This window comes from Curtobacterium sp. MCBD17_030 (assembly GCF_003224255.1).
In the GTDB taxonomy this organism is placed as follows: Bacteria; Actinomycetota; Actinomycetes; order Actinomycetales; family Microbacteriaceae; genus Curtobacterium.
Window position 1 is genome coordinate 63,934 of sequence record NZ_QKLI01000010.1, and the last position, 15,271, is coordinate 79,204.

Sequence of the window (15,271 nt, forward strand, 5' to 3'; positions counted from 1 at the left end):
CACCCGCACCACGCGGGGACACTCAGGCACCTCATCACGGACTCGGTGCCGCACATACGAACGGAAGGCGCAGCCATGACCAAGCCCATGCCCGACAAGCCATCGGTGGACGGACTCGAGCAGGTCTGGGGGCCGCAGTGGGAGCAGGACGGCACCTACCGGTTCGACCGCGACGCCGCGGGTGACCGGTCCGCCGTCTACTCGATCGACACCCCGCCGCCGACCGCCTCCGGCTCGCTGCACATCGGTCACGTGTTCTCGTACACGCACACCGACCTCAAGGCCCGGTTCGAACGGATGCGCGGCAAGCACGTCTTCTACCCGATGGGCTGGGACGACAACGGTCTCCCCACCGAGCGTCGCGTGCAGAACTACTACGGCGTCCGCTGCGACCCGTCGCTCCCCTACGACCCCGACTTCACCCCGCCGTTCGCCGGCGGTGACGGCAAGTCGAGCAAGGCCGCCGACCAGCTGCCGATCTCGCGCCGCAACTTCATCGAGCTGTGCGACGAGCTGACCGTGCAGGACGAACAGCAGTTCGAGGAGCTCTTCCGGACCCTCGGCCTCTCCGTCGACTGGACGCAGTCGTACCGCACGATCGACGCGACCTCCCGGGCCAGCGCGCAGCGTGCCTTCCTCCGCAACCTCGAGCGCGGCGAGGCCTACCAGGCTGACGCCCCGACGCTCTGGGACGTCACGTTCCGGACCGCGGTCGCGCAGGCCGAGCTCGAGGACAAGGAGATGCCCGGCGCGTACCACGGTCTGGCCTTCCACAAGAGCGACGGCAGCGGCGACGTCGTCATCCAGACCACCCGCCCCGAACTGCTGCCGGCGTGCGTCGCCCTCGTCGCGCACCCGGACGACGAGCGGTTCCAGGACCTCTTCGGCACGACGGTCCGCTCCCCGCTGTTCGACGTCGAGGTCCCGGTGCTCGCACACCACCTCGCGCAGAAGGACAAGGGCGCGGGCATCGCGATGATCTGCACGTTCGGTGACACCACCGACGTCGTCTGGTGGCGCGAACTGCAGCTGCCGAACCGCTCGGTCATCGGCTTCGACGGTCGCATCCGCTCCGACGAGCCGGACTGGATCGAGTCCGCGGAAGGCCGTGCGCTCTACGCCGAGATGGCCGGCAAGACGGTGTTCTCCGCCAAGAAGGTCGTCGTGGACGCCCTCACCGAGTCCGGCGAGCTGGTCGGCGACGTGAAGACGATCAACCACCCGGTGAAGTTCTTCGAGAAGGGCGACAAGCCGCTCGAGATCGTCTCCACCCGCCAGTGGTACATCGTGAACGGTGCCCGCGACGAGCAGCTCAAGAAGACGCTGCTCGAGCGCGGTGACCAGATCGCGTTCCACCCCGACTTCATGAAGGTCCGGTACGAGAACTGGGTCGGCGGCCTGTCCGGCGACTGGCTGATCTCCCGCCAGCGCTTCTTCGGCGTGCCGATCCCGGTCTGGTACCCGCTCGACGCCGACGGCAACCCGGTCTTCGACCAGCCGATCGTCCCGACCGAGGCGCAGCTGCCCGTCGACCCGTCGTCCGACCCGGCCCCCGGGTACGACGAGTCACAGCGCGGTGTCGCCGGTGGCTTCCAGGGTGAACTCGACGTGATGGACACCTGGGCGACCTCGTCCCTCACCCCGCAGCTCGCCGGCAAGTGGGAGACCGACCCGGCGCTCTACGACCTGGTGTACCCGTACGACGTCCGCCCGCAGGCGCAGGACATCATCCGGACCTGGCTGTTCACGACCGTCCTCCGCAGCCAGCTCGAGGCAGACGTGGTGCCGTGGAAGAACGCGTCGATCTCGGGCTTCATCGTGGACCCCGACCGCAAGAAGATGTCGAAGTCGAAGGGCAACGTCGTCACACCGCTGTCCGTCCTCGAGGCACACGGTGCCGACGCGGTCCGCTACTGGGCGGCCTCGTCGAAGCTCGGCACCGACGCGGCGTTCGACCCGCAGAACCCGAAGCAGATCAAGGTCGGTCGACGACTGGCGATCAAGGTCCTCAACGCGGCGAAGTTCGTCTACGGCTTCGAACTGCCCACCGGGGCCCACCGGGTCACCGAGGCGCTCGACGTCGACATGCTCGCCGCGCTCGGTACCGTCGTCGACCAGGCCACGGCCGCGTTCGACGCCTACGACCACGCCCGGGCGCTCGAGATCACCGAGCGGTTCTTCTGGACCTTCTGCGACGACTACCTCGAGCTCGTCAAGGAGCGTGCCTACGGCACCGCCCCCGACTCGGTCCACGAGACGCAGGCGAGCGCGGTCCTCGCGCTCCGCGGCGCGATCGACGTGGTGCTCCGCCTGCTGGCGCCGTTCCTGCCGTACGCGACGGAGGAAGTGTGGGCCTGGACCCACGACACCAGCGTGCACCGGGCCTCCTGGCCGGTCCGTGCCGACCTGCCGGTCGACCAGGCCGAGACCGGGCTGCTGGCCGCCGTCGGTCAGGCACTGATCGGCATCCGTGGTGCGAAGACCGCGGCGAAGGCGTCCCAGAAGACGCCGGTCACCCGGGCCGTCGTGCAGGCGCCCGCCGCCGTCCGTGAACTCGTCGAGCGGGCTGCCGTGGACCTGGCGGCCGTCGGCCGGATCCAGGACCTGTCGTTCGTCGATGGCGACGAGTTCGCCGTCGTCGAGATCGAGCTGGCGGAGCAGCCCTCGGCCTAGTCGACCCGGACCGGACACCGGACGCCCCGTTACCGTGGAGACACGGGCGGGGCGTCCGTCGTTGCGGCGCCCTCCCCCGACACGGACTGGAGGCTCGCATGCAGTTGGGTACGAGATGGAACGTCGGCGCGGAACCACCCGCGCGACTGCCCGAGACGATGGTCGTCGCCGTGCGCGGAGTCGAGGACGAACTGGCCGCCGGCTCGGTCGACGCCTCGACGTGGCGCTGGACGCTGACGTTCCTGGAGGGCAAGCCGATGGTCGAGCTGGACGACGGGACGTCGATCCACCTGGACCCGCTCGGGCACGCGCAGGTGACCGACCCGGACGACGCGGGGTCCGAGGACTGAGCGCCTCACATGCTGACGAGAGCCGGCCTGCAGCACGGGACCACCGTGGTGCAGGCCGGCTCGGTCTCGGGTCAGGCGCCGACGCCCGTCCGGGATCGCCGAGGGATCAGGACTCGGCGAGCCAGGAGAGCAGCACCGCGTTGACCTCGGCGGTGTGCGTGGTGAGGAGGCCGTGGGGCGCGCCCTCGATCTCGACGTACTTCGCAGCCGGCAGGGCCTTGGTGAAGCGCCGGCCGGTGGCATCGATCGGCAGGATGTTGTCTGCCGTGCCGTGCACGATCAGCGCGGGAACGGTGACCTCCGGGATGTCCTTCCGGAAGTCCGTCGGCCAGGTCAGCGGTGCGGCCGCGGACGCGATCGAGCCGGAGCCGGCCGCGATGTTCCAGGCGTTGCGGACCTGCTCCTCGGAGATGCGGGTGCCGAGGTTCTCCGACAGGTTGAAGAAGTCCTGGTAGAAGTTCGTGAAGTACGCGTAGCGGTCCTGCTGCACGTCGGCGGCGACACCCTCGAAGAAGGACATCGGCGCGGCACCGTCGGGGTTGTCGTCGGTGATGGCGAGGAAGGGCTCGAGCGAGGCGAGGAACGCGACCCTGGCGATCCGGTCCTCACCGTGACGGGCGATGTAGCGGGCGATCTCGCCGGTGCCCATCGAGAAGCCGACGAGGATCACGTCCTGCAGGTCGAGGGTCTCGAGGACGGTGTGCAGGTCGTCGGCGAAGGTGTCGTAGTCGTAGCCGGTAGAGGGCTGCGAGGACTGCCCGAACCCGCGACGGTCGTACGTGATGACCCGGTAGCCGGCATCGAGCAGCGGTGGGACCTGGCCCTCCCACGAGTTGCCGTCCAGCGGGAACCCGTGGATCAGCACGATCGGCTGCCCCTCGCCCTTGTCCTCGTAGTGCAGTGCGATGTCGACGCTGTTCTCGGTACCGACGGTGATGGATCCCATGGTGTTCCTCCTGGTGAAGTGCACTGAGCCCCGTGGAGAACGGGCGTTCTCCGGTGGTTTCGCCTACACTAGAGAACGATCGTTCCCGGCGCAACTCCGATGCCGGTGGACACTGAGCGGACGGAGCACGCACATGGCGACGAGCACGGTCGAAGCCGAGACGGCAGCGCGGATCGTCGAGACGGCGGACGCGCTCTTCTACACGCGCGGGATCCAGGCGGTCGGCATGGACGAGATCCGCTCGACCGCCGGTGTCTCGCTGAAGAAGCTCTACGCCGCGTTCCCCGGCAAGGAGCAGCTCATCGCCGCCGTGCTCGCCGGCCGCCACGAGTTCTGGGAGCAGGGCATCCGGGCCGCGGTCGACGCCGCCGACGGTCCGCGCGCGCAGTTGCTGGCCGTGTACGACTTCCTCGAGTCCTGGTTCGGGGACGAGACGTTCCGCGGGTGCGGATTCATCAACGCCTTCGGGGAGCTCGGCGCGACCTCCCCTGCGATCGCCGAGATCGCCCGCGACCACAAGGACTCGTTCCAGCGGTTCGTGGCCGAGATCACCGCGCGGGCCGTCCCCGACGCCGACCGGGCGGAGGAACTCGCGTCGCAGCTGGCCCTGCTCGCCGAGGGAGCGCAGACCACCGCGGCGATCGCGGGGACGACCGAGGCGGCAGTGCACGCACGCCGAGCAGCCGCGGTGCTGATCGACGCAGCGGCGCACTAGGACCGAGGGGCTCGCGCGCCCGGCGCGGCCCTCACGTCGCTAGGTTGGGGCGATGGCCACTCCGTTCGATGGACCGAGCACCCTCCCCTACGCCCTCCCCCCGTTCGACGACGTCCGGACCGAGCACTACCGGCCGGCCTTCGACGCGGGCATGGCCGAACACCGCGCAGCGGTCGAGGCGATCGCCACCGACCCCGAACCGCCGACGTTCGAGAACACCCTCGTCGCGCTCGAGCGTGCCGGACAGCTGCTGCAGCGTGTCGAGATGGTCTTCTCCACCGTCACCTCGGCCGACTCCACCGACGAGCTCCGCGACCTCGAGGCCGAGCTCTCCCCGCTCCTCGCCGCTCACCGGGACGCGATCGTCCTGGACGGCCGCCTGTTCGCCCGGGTCCGCGCCGTGCACGACACGCTCGACGCCACCCCCGGTCGCTCCGACGAGGACCGCCGCCTGGCCGAACGCACGCTGACCGAGATGACCCTGGCCGGTGCAGGGCTCGACGACGCCGGCAAGGAGCGCCTGACCGCGATCAACCAGGAACTGTCGTCGCTGACGACGACGTTCGAACGCAACCTGCTCGAGGACACCAACGACGCCGCGGTGCACGTCACCGACGAAGCCGAACTCGCCGGCCTCGACCACGGTGCGAAGTCCGCCGCCGCGGCAGCCGCCGCCGACCGTGGTCTCGAGGGGTGGCTCGTCACCCTGCCGCTGTACACCGGGCACCCGTGGCTCGCGACCCTCACCGACCGCGGCCTCCGCCAGCGGATCATGGAGGCGTCGCTCTCTCGCGGCCGCCGCGGCAACGCGTTCGACAACCGGGCGGTCCTGCTCCGCATCGTCCGCCTCCGAGCCGAACGGGCCGAGCTGCTCGGCTTCCGCGACCACGCGTCGGTCGTCACCGCGGACGAGACGGCCCGTACCCCGGAAGCCGTGGCGGGCCTCCTGTCCTCGCTCGTCACCGCCGCCGTCGCGAACGCACGCGACGAGCGCGAGGCTCGCTCCCGCACCGTCGGCTTCGAGGTCGAGTCGTGGGACTGGGCCTACGCCACGGAGGTGCTGCGGGGCGCGCAGTTCGCCGCCGACAGCAGTGCTCTCCGTCCGTACCTGGAGGCCGACCGGGTCCTGGTCGACGGCGTCTTCCATGCCGCAGGAGCCCTGTACGGCCTGCGCTTCACCGAGCGTCCCGACCTGCACGGCTACAACGACGAGGTCCGCGTCTTCGAGGTGGTCGACGAGCAGGACGCCCCCGTCGGGCTGTACCTGCTCGACCTGTACACGCGCGACGGCAAGCGCGGTGGTGCGTGGATGAACCCCGTCGTGGAGCAGTCACACCTGCTCGGCACGCTGCCGGTCGTCGTGAACAACCTCAACGTGCCGAAGCCCGCGGTCGGCTCGCCGACGCTGCTGACGCAGGACGAGGTCGAGACCCTGTTCCACGAGTTCGGCCACGCCCTGCACGGGCTGATCGCCCGCACGACGTACCCCCGGTTCTCCGGCACGAACGTCGAGCGCGACTTCGTCGAGTTCCCGTCGCAGGTGAACGAGATGTGGGTCACGTGGCCGTCGGTCCTGGCGAACTACGCCAAGCACCACGAGACCGGTGCGCCGATGCCGCCCGAGCTCGTCCTGGGCCTCAGCGACTCGGAAGGCTTCAACGAGGGCTTCGGCACCACCGAGTACCTGGCCGCCGCGCTGCTCGACCAGGCGTGGCACCGGTTGAGCGCCGCCGACGCCGCTGCGGTCACGGACGTCGAGGCGTTCGAACGGGAGGCCCTGGTCGCCGCCGGCATCGACGCCCCGGCCGTCCCGCCCCGCTACTCGTCGACCTACTTCGCGCACACGTTCTCCGGCGGGTACGACGCCGGCTACTACGGGTACATCTGGAGCGAGGTGCTCGACGCCGACACCGTGGAGTGGTTCCGCGAGCACGGCGGGCTGTCCCGCCAGGCCGGCGAACGCTTCGCACGGCTGCTGCTCGGCGTCGGCGGCGCGAAGGACCCCCTCGAGGCCTACCGCGAGTTCCGCGGCCGCGACGCCGAGGTCGGCCCGCTGCTGCGTCGCCGCGGGCTGGAGTAGCGCGGGCGGTCGCCACGCGACACAGGAGCGCGCCCCGTCGAGGACGGGGCGCGCTCCTGTGTTCGGGGTGCGTTGGGCTACGCCGACTTCTCGACGCGCTTCGGCGCCGAACGCGGCACGATCGTCGGCGCCGCGTTCTCGAGCACCGAGGCCCGGGTGACGACGACGCGGGCGACGTCGTCGTCCGACGGGACGTCGAACATGATCGGCCCGAGGACCTCTTCCATGATCGCGCGGAGGCCACGGGCACCGGTCTGGCGCAGGACGGCCAGGTCGGCGATCGCCTCGAGTGCAGCGTGGTCGAACTCGAGCTCGACGCCGTCGATCTGGAACATCCGCTGGTACTGACGGACCAGGGCATTCTTCGGCTCGGTGAGGATCTGCATGAGCGCAGCCTGGTCGAGCTTCGACACCGTGGTGACGACGGGCAGACGACCGATGAACTCCGGGATCAGGCCGAACTTGTGCAGGTCTTCCGGCAGGACCTCCGAGTACAGGTCCTGGTGGTCGGTCGGGCTGTGCAGCTGGGCACCGAAGCCGATGCCGTGCTTGCCGACGCGCGAGGAGACGATCTCTTCCAGCCCGGCGAACGCACCGGCGACGATGAACAGGACGTTCGTCGTGTCGATCTGGATGAACTCCTGGTGCGGGTGCTTCCGACCCCCCTGCGGTGGGACCGAGGCGACCGTGCCCTCGAGGATCTTGAGCAGCGCCTGCTGCACGCCTTCGCCCGAGACGTCGCGCGTGATCGAGGGGTTCTCGGCCTTCCGCGCGATCTTGTCGACCTCGTCGATGTAGATGATGCCGGTCTCGGCACGCTTGACGTCGTAGTCGGCCGCCTGGATCAGCTTGAGGAGGATGTTCTCGACGTCCTCGCCGACGTAGCCGGCCTCGGTCAGGGCGGTGGCGTCCGCGACGGCGAACGGCACGTTGAGCCGCTTCGCGAGGGTCTGCGCCAGGTACGTCTTGCCGCAGCCGGTCGGGCCGATGAGCAGGATGTTCGACTTCGCGATCTCGACGTCGTCGCGGTCCTCGGCGGCGGTGATCTGCCCCTGTGCCCGGATCCGCTTGTAGTGGTTGTAGACGGCGACCGCGAGAGCGCGCTTCGCCGGGTCCTGCCCGATGACGTACTCCTGCAGGAAGTCGAAGATCTCGCGCGGCTTCGGCAGGTCGAACTCACCGCTGCCGGTGTCCTCACCCGCTTCGGCGAGGCGCTCTTCGATGATCTCGTTGCAGAGCTCGACGCATTCGTCGCAGATGTAGACGCCGGGTCCGGCGATCAGCTGCTGTACCTGCTTCTGGCTCTTCCCACAGAAGGAGCACTTCAGGAGGTCGGCGCTCTCTCCGATGCGTGCCATGCTCTCGGCCTTCCCTGGTCGACGTGCACCGCCAGTGCGGTCCACGAGGTCGTCGTGGACCGAGCCTAACCGCTCCCGGTGACACAGTCGGGGACCTCCGGCCTCGTTCGCCCAGGGCGTGGTCGGCCTGGTAGCGTGAGCGGCGTTGCTCTACAAGTTGTAGAGAACGGCTCCTGGAGGAACCATGCAGAAGCGCCTCGTCACCGGCGGTGTCGTGACCCTCGGCGTCGCCGCCGCCATCGTCCTCGGCACCGCGGCCTCGGCCAGCGCCCACGTCGAGGCCGAAGCGTCGTCGACCGCCGTCAATTCGTACACCACCGTCACGTTCTCCGTGCCGCACGGCTGCGACGGCTCCCCCACCACGAAGCTGCAGTTCCACGTCCCCGAGTCCGTGATCGAGGTCACGCCGACCGTGAACCCGAACTGGACGATCACGAAGGCGACCGAGCCGTACACGGCCCCGAGTTCCGCGGCCGGATCCGACGAGGACGCGGCGGAAGCGGCCGCGGAGCGCGTCACCAGCGTCACCTACACCGCGAAGACCCCGCTGCCCGCCGACGAGCGCGACACCTTCTCGCTCTCCTTCGCGCTGCCCGGCGGCAAGGCTGGAGACACCGTGTCGATGCCGGTCACGCAGACCTGCGAGCAGGGTTCCACCGAGTGGGACCAGGCGACGAAGGCCGGTCAGGCCGAGCCGGAGCACCCCGCACCCACGATCACCCTGACCGCCGCCGCATCGGGCGACGACGAGCACGGCACCACGGAGTCGACCGAGTCCGACACGTCGACCGCGACCACGGCCTCCGGCTCGTCGTCCTCAGCCCCGGCGGACCCGGACCTGGTCGGCCGTTTCCTCGGCCTCGGCGGCCTGCTCCTGGGTGCCGTCGCACTGGTCGTCTCGGTGGCCGCCACGCGCCGCCGCGGCAGCAGCAAGTGACGACGGGCGCCGAGCAGCCTGGCGTGCAGCCGGGCGCACGTCCGGCGGTGCGCCGCCGGATCCGGACCGGGAGGCTCGGTGCCGGGACGCTCGCCGCCCTCACGCTCGTGGGTGGTGCGGTCTTCGGCCTCGCGGCACCGGCCAGCGCGCACAACTACGTCGTGTCGGCGACCCCGGCGGCGAACAGCACGCTGACCGCGTTGCCGAAGACGTTCGCGATCACCACGAACGACCGACTGCTGGACATCGGCGACACGGACTCCGGGTTCGCGTTCCGGATCGTCGGTCCGGACGGGAAGTACTTCGAGGACGGGTGCGTCGACGTCGCCGGCCCGACGATGTCCACCACGGCGACCCTCGGCGCGTCCGGCGAGTACCAGGCCGAGTGGCAGATCATCTCGGCCGACGGGCACACCGTCTCGGACTCGTACGACTTCACCTGGAAGGCGCCAGCGGGCTTCACCCCGGCCACCGGCACCACGAAGCCGCCGACCTGCGCGAAAGGCGGCAACGGCTCGACCGCCGCGGCGAGCACGACGGGCACCGAGTCCGGCGAACCGGCGTCCGCGGCGTCCGACGCCCTGTGGATCGGCGCGGGCGGACTCGTCGTCGTGGCCGCGATCGTCGCCGTCCTGCTGCTCGTCCGTCGTCGCCCGGCTCCCGCCGCTGACGACGCCGACGAGGACTGACAGGCCGGCCGACCGGCTTCGTCCCGAGCGGTCGCCACACCCCCGCTCGCCGTGCCCGAACTCGGGTACCCGAGCGGTCACGAATCGTCGGACTGGTCTCGCCAGAGCGACCGTTCGTGACCACTCGGCGAAACGCGTGCGGTGAGTCGTGACCAGCGGGCGGACGGCTGCGGACATGCGGAGGCGCGACGAGCCTCCCGTCCGCCGCCGACGCCTCGAAGGCTCGTCTGACACTCCCGCGCCCCGTCATCGAGTGGTCACAAGAGGTCGTTCTCGGCCCGCCGTACCGACGACACGTGACCGCCCGGCGAAGGTGAACGGGGCGTCGCCGCGGCAGATCCGCTCACCCCGGGGACGACGGCCGGTCCCCGGGAACGACGACGGCCCCGCACCGATGAGGTGCGGGGCCGTCGTGTGTCCGGGTGCTACTTGACGAGCGCGGGGACGTTCTTGCGGCTGGTGAGGACCTGGTCGATCAGGCCGTACTCCACGGCTTCCTGCGCCGACATGATCTTGTCGCGCTCGATGTCGTGGTTGATCTCGGCCGGCGTCTTGTTCGAGTGCTTCGACAGCGTCTCTTCGAGCCAGGTCCGCATGCGGAGGATCTCCGCCGCCTGGATCTCGATGTCGGACGCCTGACCGCCACCCTGCTGGACGGCGGGCTGGTGGATGAGCACACGGGCGTTCGGGAGCGCCAGGCGCTTGCCCGGCGTACCGCCAGCCAGGAGCACCGACGCGGCCGAGGCCGCCTGACCGAGGCAGACCGTCTGGATCTGCGGACGGATGTACTGCATGGTGTCGTAGATCGCCGTCATCGCGGTGAACGAGCCACCGGGCGAGTTGATGTACATGACGATGTCGCGGTCGGGGTCCATCGACTCGAGCACGAGCAGCTGGGCCATGACGTCGTCGGCCGACGCGTCGTCGACCTGGACACCGAGGAACACGATGCGGTCCTCGAAGAGCTTCGCGTACGGGTCCTGCCGCTTGTAGCCGTAGGCCGTGCGCTCCTCGAAGCTCGGGAGGATGTACCGATCAGAGGGGGCCGGGACGTTCTGCGCGCCACCGAGCATGGGGAGATGCATTCTCGTTTCCTTTTCTTCGGTGGGGATCAGGACTGGGCGTCGGGCTCGGCCGCAGGGGTCTGCGTCTCGCCGTCGTTGACGGTTCCGCCACCACCGACGACCTCGGCGGACGAGGCGCGGAGGTGGTCGACGAAGCCGTACTCCAGGGCTTCCTGCGCCGAGAACCAGTTGTCGCGGTCGTTGTCCTTGAGGATCTGCTCGATGGACTTGCCGGTCTGCTCCGCCGTGAGCTCGGCCATCCGCTGCTTCATGTCGAGGATGACCTTCGCCTGCGTCTGGATGTCGGCAGCGGTGCCACCGAACCCACCGGACGGCTGGTGCAGGAGCACGCGTGCGTTCGGCGTGATGTAGCGCTTGCCGGGCGTGCCGGACGAGAGCAGGAACTGCCCCATCGAGGCGGCGAGGCCGATGCCCACCGTGACGATGTCGTTCGGCACGAACTGCATCGTGTCGTAGATCGCCATGCCGGCGGTGATCGAGCCACCGGGCGAGTTGATGTAGAGGTAGATGTCCTTCTCAGGGTCCTCGGCGGCGAGCAGCAGCAGCTTGGCTGCGATCTCGTTCGAGTTGTCGTCGCGGACCTCGGAGCCGAGCCACACGATCCGGTCTCTCAGAAGGCGGTCAAAAACACTGGGGTTCAGTGTTGCTTCGGCCATGGAAAAGCTCCCGTTCAGTTGTCGCTTGTTGTCGAACTTATCGGTTGCAACGCACGCGGTCGCGCCTGTTCGCTGTCGGCAATGCGGTCGACCGCAAACCGACCGCGGACGCACAGGAGGCGCGGTGCCAGCTGGCACCGCGCCTCCTGTTGCGGAATGGCTCCCGACTACTTCGCGTCGGCCTCGGCGGACTCGTCGTCGGTCTCGTCGGACTCGACGTCGTCACCCTCGGCGACACCCGCGGTGAACGCGGAGAGGTCGACCGGGTTGCCGGCGGTGTCCTTCACGGTGACCTTCGACAGCACCGTGGCGACGGCCTTCGAGCGAGCGACCTCGCCGACCATGCCGGGGATCTGGCCGTTCTGGTCGATGACCTTGATGAACTCGGCCGGCTCCATGCCGTACTGCGCGGCGGCCTGGATCAGGTACTGCGTGAGCTCTTCCTGCGAGACCTGGATCTGCTCCTTCTCGGCGATGGAGTCGAGGAGGATCTGCGAGCGGAAGGCCTTCTCGCTGGACTCGGCGACCTCCTTGCGGTGCTCGTCGTCCTCCAGACGGTTCTCCTGCTCGAGGTGACGGTGCACCTCGTCCTCGATGAGCTTCTCGGAGATCGGGATCTCCACCGACTCGAGGAGCTGCTCGACGAGCTTGTCGCGTGCCGCAGCGCCCTGGCCGAAGGTCTTCGACTTGGCGATCTGCTCCTTCAGGTCCGCCTTCAGCTCGTCCAGCGTGTCGAACTGGCTCGCGATCTGGGCGAACTCGTCGTCGGCCTCGGGGAGCTCGCGCTCCTTGACGGCGGTGACGGTGACGGCGATCTGGGCGGTCTCGCCCTCGCGGTCGCCACCGACGAGCTTCGACTCGAAGGTGGTGGACTCGCCTGCGGTGAGGGACTCGAGTGCCTCGTCGATGCCCTCGAGCAGGTCGCCCGAGCCGATCTCGTAGGAGACGCCGGTGGCCGAGTCGACCTCTTCGTCACCGATGGTGGCGGTCAGGTCGAGCTGGGCGAAGTCGCCCGAGGTGGCCGGACGGTCCACGGTCACGAGGGCGCCGAAGCGCGTGCGGAGGTTCTGCAGCTCTTCGTCGATCTCGTCGTCGGAGACCTCGACCGCGTCGACCGTCAGCTCGAAGGAGCCGTAGTCGGGCAGGTCGAACTCGGGACGGACGTCGACCTCGAAGGTGAGGACGAGGTCGCCGGAGAAGTCCTTCACGTTCGGGAGCTCGGCGACGTCGGCCTCGGCACGGCCGAGGATGCGCAGCTCCTGCTCGTCCACCGCCTGGCGGTAGAAGGTGTCGATGGCGTCGCCGACGGCGTGGTTCAGGACCTCGCCGCGACCGACGCGCTGATCGACGATCGCCGGCGGGACCTTGCCCTTGCGGAAGCCGGGGATGTTGATCTGCTCTGCGATGTGCTTGTACGCGTGGTCGATGCTCGGCTTGAGATCGTCCGGCGTCACGTTCACGGTGAGCTTGACGCGGGTGTCGCTCACCTTGTCGACGGTGCTGGTGGCCAAGGGATGTTCTCCTGTTGGTTGACGTTCGATGTGACCTGGTCGGGGCGACAGGATTTGAACCTGCGACCTCCCGCTCCCAAAGCGGGCGCTCTACCAAGCTGAGCTACGCCCCGGTACGAGGGCCAGGATCGTCGCGTGCGCCGTTCAGCGCGCGGGCAGGACGAATCCCACCCAGCGACCTCGAAGAGTCTAGCGGGCTCCAGGTGCGCGCCGCCCGGGAGGACCGCCGGTTGTGGGAAGTCATCCGTCCGCGGACTGCCGCAGACCCCGGCGCCACTGCACCCCGACGACGACCTGGACGGCCAGAGCGGCCACCCCGAGGAGCAGCCCGACGACGATCCGCCAGACGTGCAGCAGTGCGTGCCACGGCTGGGTCTGCGGGTCGCCGAACAACTCCGGGCGGAGCGAGAGCACCACCGCGGCGACGGCCACCAGCACGTACGACAGCACCCGGGAGCGCCTGATAGTGCGCTGCGACGACTCGTCCGGCGGCGGCAGGATCATGGGGGTGTCGTTCGTCCGGTATGGTGGTGGGGCTGCGACATGTGCGCAGGCGCGGGGATGTAGCTCAATGGTAGAGCCCCAGTCTTCCAAACTGGCTACGCGGGTTCGATTCCCGTCATCCCCTCAACAGACGCGAACCGGCACAGCGCCGATCCTCGATTCCCGTCATCCCCTCAACAGACGCGAACCGGCACAGCGCCGATCCTCGATTCCCGTCATCCCCTCAACAGACGCGAACCGGCACAGCGCCGATCCTCGATTCCCGTCATCCCCTCAACAGACGCGAACCGGCACAGCGCCGATCCTCGATTCCCGTCATCCCCTCAACAGACGCGAACCGGCACAGCGCCGATCCTCGATTCCCGTCATCCCCTCAACAGACGCGAACCGGCACAGCGCCGATCCTCGATTCCCGTCATCCCCTCAATAGACGCGAACCGGCACAGCGCCGATCCTCGATCCCCGTCATCCCCTCCACTCCCCCCCCGCTCCGGCGCCGTCTGACCGGCGCTGTCTCGGCGTGCCCGACTCCTCCGCGAAAGCGACAGATCGTCGCGCATCTCCGGCGCAGGACTGTCGCTTTCGCGAACGGCTCGGCAGGCGCGGCTCGGGACCGCGCCGCTTGACAGCGCCCGGGGGCGGTCCCTATGGTCATGGAATCGATTCCATGGAATCGATTCCATGACTCGCCCAACGGAGTGCTCACCGATGAACACCGTCACCATCAAGGACGTCGCCGCCCGCGCCGGCGTCTCCGCAGCGACGGCGTCCCGCGTGCTCTCCGGCAACGCGGCCACCAGTCAGGACTCTCGCCGAGCGGTCGAGCAGGCGGCGAAGGACCTTGACTTCCGCCCGAACCTGCAGGCCCGCGCGCTCCGCTCCACCCGGTCGGACACGATCGGTCTGCTGGTCTCCGACGTCCGCAACCCGTTCTTCGCCGACCTCGCCCACACCATCGAGCAGGCCGCGCTGGCCGAGGGCTACGTCACGCTGCTCGGCAACGCGAACGAACGAGCCGACCAGCAGAACCGGTACCTCGACACGCTCATCGCCCGCCGGGTCGACGGCGTGATCATCGCTCCGCAGGGCAACGACACCGGCACCGTGCAGCAGCTCGTCGACCGCGAGGTCCCGACCGTGTTCGTCGACCGCGTGATCCCGGGCATCGACGTCCCGAGCGTGACGACGGACAGCAGCACCGGCATCCGCCAGACCGTCGAACACCTCGCCGCCCTCGGCCACACCCGCATCGGGTACATCGCCGGTCCACAGAGCGTCTCCACCGGCCGCGAGCGGTTCACCGCCTACCAGGACGCCGTCGTCGCAGCCGGGCTGAGCGAGGACCCCGAGCTCGTCGTCTTCGGTGACTTCCAGGCCGCGTCCGGTTCCGCCGGCGTCACCACGTTGCTCGAGCTCGACGACCCGCCCACGGCGATCTTCGCTGCGGACAGCCTGATGGCCGTCGGTGCGATCGCGATCCTCAACCGACTCGGCCTCCGGGTCGGTCAGGACATCGCGCTCGTCGCCTTCGACGACATCGAGTGGTTCTCGTTGTTGGAGCCCGCGCTCTCCGTCGTCGCCCACAGCGTCGAGGACATGGGCCGCGTCGCCGTGGGCCTGCTCCGCGACGTCATCGACGGGGGCAGCCCCGAGTCCGTCCGTCTGCCGAGCGAACTGATCGTCCGCGCGTCCTCGGCCACCCCCATCCGACCCGTCCGGCAGGCCGCATCGTCGCGCCCCGCCGCCCAGCAGCACCCGGAGAACTGA

General features: G+C 69.3%; 13 protein-coding genes and 2 tRNA genes. 8 read left to right on the forward strand and 7 right to left on the reverse strand.

Annotated features, from left to right (window positions below; translation table 11 throughout):
• The first annotated feature begins 75 nt into the window (after positions 1–75).
• Positions 76–2,673, forward strand: a complete 2,598-nt coding sequence (gene valS, locus DEI89_RS10480) for a valine--tRNA ligase (protein WP_258368842.1) — start codon at positions 76–78, stop codon at positions 2,671–2,673.
• Between the two features lie 98 nt (positions 2,674–2,771).
• The gene (locus DEI89_RS10485) at positions 2,772–3,023 is read left to right on the forward strand and encodes a hypothetical protein (protein ID WP_110903992.1); all 252 of its coding nucleotides are present in this window, start codon (positions 2,772–2,774) and stop codon (positions 3,021–3,023) included.
• A 106-nt stretch (positions 3,024–3,129) separates the two neighbouring features.
• Here DEI89_RS10485 and DEI89_RS10490 read toward each other — a convergent pair whose 3' ends face one another.
• Positions 3,130–3,969, reverse strand: coding sequence for an alpha/beta fold hydrolase (locus DEI89_RS10490; RefSeq protein ID WP_110903993.1), 840 nt, complete (start codon positions 3,967–3,969; stop codon positions 3,130–3,132).
• Between the two features lie 133 nt (positions 3,970–4,102).
• Between DEI89_RS10490 and DEI89_RS10495 the strand changes: the two genes are divergently transcribed.
• Positions 4,103–4,684: a TetR/AcrR family transcriptional regulator gene (locus DEI89_RS10495; protein ID WP_110903994.1), complete on the forward strand. Its 582-nt coding sequence runs from the start codon at positions 4,103–4,105 to the stop codon at positions 4,682–4,684.
• Between the two features lie 52 nt (positions 4,685–4,736).
• A complete protein-coding gene (locus DEI89_RS10500) occupies positions 4,737–6,764 on the forward strand; it encodes a M3 family metallopeptidase (RefSeq protein ID WP_110903995.1) in 2,028 nt (675 codons plus the stop codon).
• A 77-nt stretch (positions 6,765–6,841) separates the two neighbouring features.
• Here DEI89_RS10500 and clpX read toward each other — a convergent pair whose 3' ends face one another.
• Complete coding sequence (gene clpX, locus DEI89_RS10505) at positions 6,842–8,122, reverse strand: ATP-dependent Clp protease ATP-binding subunit ClpX (protein WP_110903996.1); 1,281 nt, start codon at positions 8,120–8,122, stop codon at positions 6,842–6,844.
• 184 nt (positions 8,123–8,306) lie between these two features.
• On the opposite strand from clpX, the gene DEI89_RS10510 reads away from it, so the two are divergent.
• Both DEI89_RS10510 and DEI89_RS10515 read left to right on the forward strand, forming a co-directional pair.
• Positions 8,307–9,059: a YcnI family protein gene (locus DEI89_RS10510; RefSeq protein WP_110903997.1), complete on the forward strand. Its 753-nt coding sequence runs from the start codon at positions 8,307–8,309 to the stop codon at positions 9,057–9,059.
• A 23-nt stretch (positions 9,060–9,082) separates the two neighbouring features.
• Positions 9,083–9,748 carry a copper resistance CopC family protein gene (locus DEI89_RS10515; RefSeq protein ID WP_181421594.1) on the forward strand — a complete coding sequence of 222 codons (666 nt, stop codon included), beginning with the start codon at positions 9,083–9,085 and terminating at the stop codon, positions 9,746–9,748.
• A gap of 425 nt (positions 9,749–10,173) precedes the next feature.
• Here the strand turns inward: DEI89_RS10515 and DEI89_RS10520 are convergent, their stop codons facing one another.
• The 5 genes from DEI89_RS10520 to DEI89_RS10540 form a co-directional block, all read right to left on the reverse strand.
• A complete protein-coding gene (locus tag DEI89_RS10520) occupies positions 10,174–10,833 on the reverse strand; it encodes an ATP-dependent Clp protease proteolytic subunit (protein ID WP_110903998.1) in 660 nt (219 codons plus the stop codon).
• 26 nt (positions 10,834–10,859) lie between these two features.
• Positions 10,860–11,489 (reverse strand): ATP-dependent Clp protease proteolytic subunit, encoded by a 630-nt coding sequence (locus tag DEI89_RS10525; RefSeq protein WP_110903999.1) that lies wholly within the window; start codon positions 11,487–11,489, stop codon positions 10,860–10,862.
• A gap of 167 nt (positions 11,490–11,656) precedes the next feature.
• Entirely contained in the window at positions 11,657–13,000 is a 1,344-nt protein-coding gene (gene tig / locus DEI89_RS10530; protein ID WP_110904000.1) for a trigger factor, read from the reverse strand.
• A gap of 36 nt (positions 13,001–13,036) precedes the next feature.
• Positions 13,037–13,113: transfer RNA gene (locus DEI89_RS10535), tRNA-Pro, on the reverse strand.
• A 127-nt stretch (positions 13,114–13,240) separates the two neighbouring features.
• Positions 13,241–13,504 (reverse strand): hypothetical protein, encoded by a 264-nt coding sequence (locus tag DEI89_RS10540; RefSeq protein WP_110904001.1) that lies wholly within the window; start codon positions 13,502–13,504, stop codon positions 13,241–13,243.
• A gap of 53 nt (positions 13,505–13,557) precedes the next feature.
• Between DEI89_RS10540 and DEI89_RS10545 the strand changes: the two genes are divergently transcribed.
• Both DEI89_RS10545 and DEI89_RS10550 read left to right on the forward strand, forming a co-directional pair.
• Positions 13,558–13,628: transfer RNA gene (locus tag DEI89_RS10545), tRNA-Gly, on the forward strand.
• A 557-nt stretch (positions 13,629–14,185) separates the two neighbouring features.
• Positions 14,186–15,271, forward strand: a complete 1,086-nt coding sequence (locus DEI89_RS10550) for a LacI family DNA-binding transcriptional regulator (protein ID WP_258368843.1) — start codon at positions 14,186–14,188, stop codon at positions 15,269–15,271.

Excerpts from the sequence above, each read along its gene's own strand:
- DEI89_RS10495 (WP_110903994.1), top strand. The coding sequence starts at position 4,103 with ATGGCGACGAGCACGGTCGAAGCCGAGACGGCAGCGCGGATCGTCGAG.
- DEI89_RS10500 (WP_110903995.1), top strand. The coding sequence starts at position 4,737 with ATGGCCACTCCGTTCGATGGACCGAGCACCCTCCCCTACGCCCTCCCC.
- valS (WP_258368842.1), top strand. The coding sequence starts at position 76 with ATGACCAAGCCCATGCCCGACAAGCCATCGGTGGACGGACTCGAGCAG.
- clpX (WP_110903996.1), bottom strand. The coding sequence starts at position 8,122 with ATGGCACGCATCGGAGAGAGCGCCGACCTCCTGAAGTGCTCCTTCTGT.
- DEI89_RS10525 (WP_110903999.1), bottom strand. The coding sequence starts at position 11,489 with ATGGCCGAAGCAACACTGAACCCCAGTGTTTTTGACCGCCTTCTGAGA.
- DEI89_RS10490 (WP_110903993.1), bottom strand. The coding sequence starts at position 3,969 with ATGGGATCCATCACCGTCGGTACCGAGAACAGCGTCGACATCGCACTG.
- DEI89_RS10510 (WP_110903997.1), top strand. The coding sequence starts at position 8,307 with ATGCAGAAGCGCCTCGTCACCGGCGGTGTCGTGACCCTCGGCGTCGCC.
- DEI89_RS10550 (WP_258368843.1), top strand. The coding sequence starts at position 14,186 with ATGACTCGCCCAACGGAGTGCTCACCGATGAACACCGTCACCATCAAG.
- DEI89_RS10540 (WP_110904001.1), bottom strand. The coding sequence starts at position 13,504 with ATGATCCTGCCGCCGCCGGACGAGTCGTCGCAGCGCACTATCAGGCGC.
- DEI89_RS10485 (WP_110903992.1), top strand. The coding sequence starts at position 2,772 with ATGCAGTTGGGTACGAGATGGAACGTCGGCGCGGAACCACCCGCGCGA.
- DEI89_RS10520 (WP_110903998.1), bottom strand. The coding sequence starts at position 10,833 with ATGCATCTCCCCATGCTCGGTGGCGCGCAGAACGTCCCGGCCCCCTCT.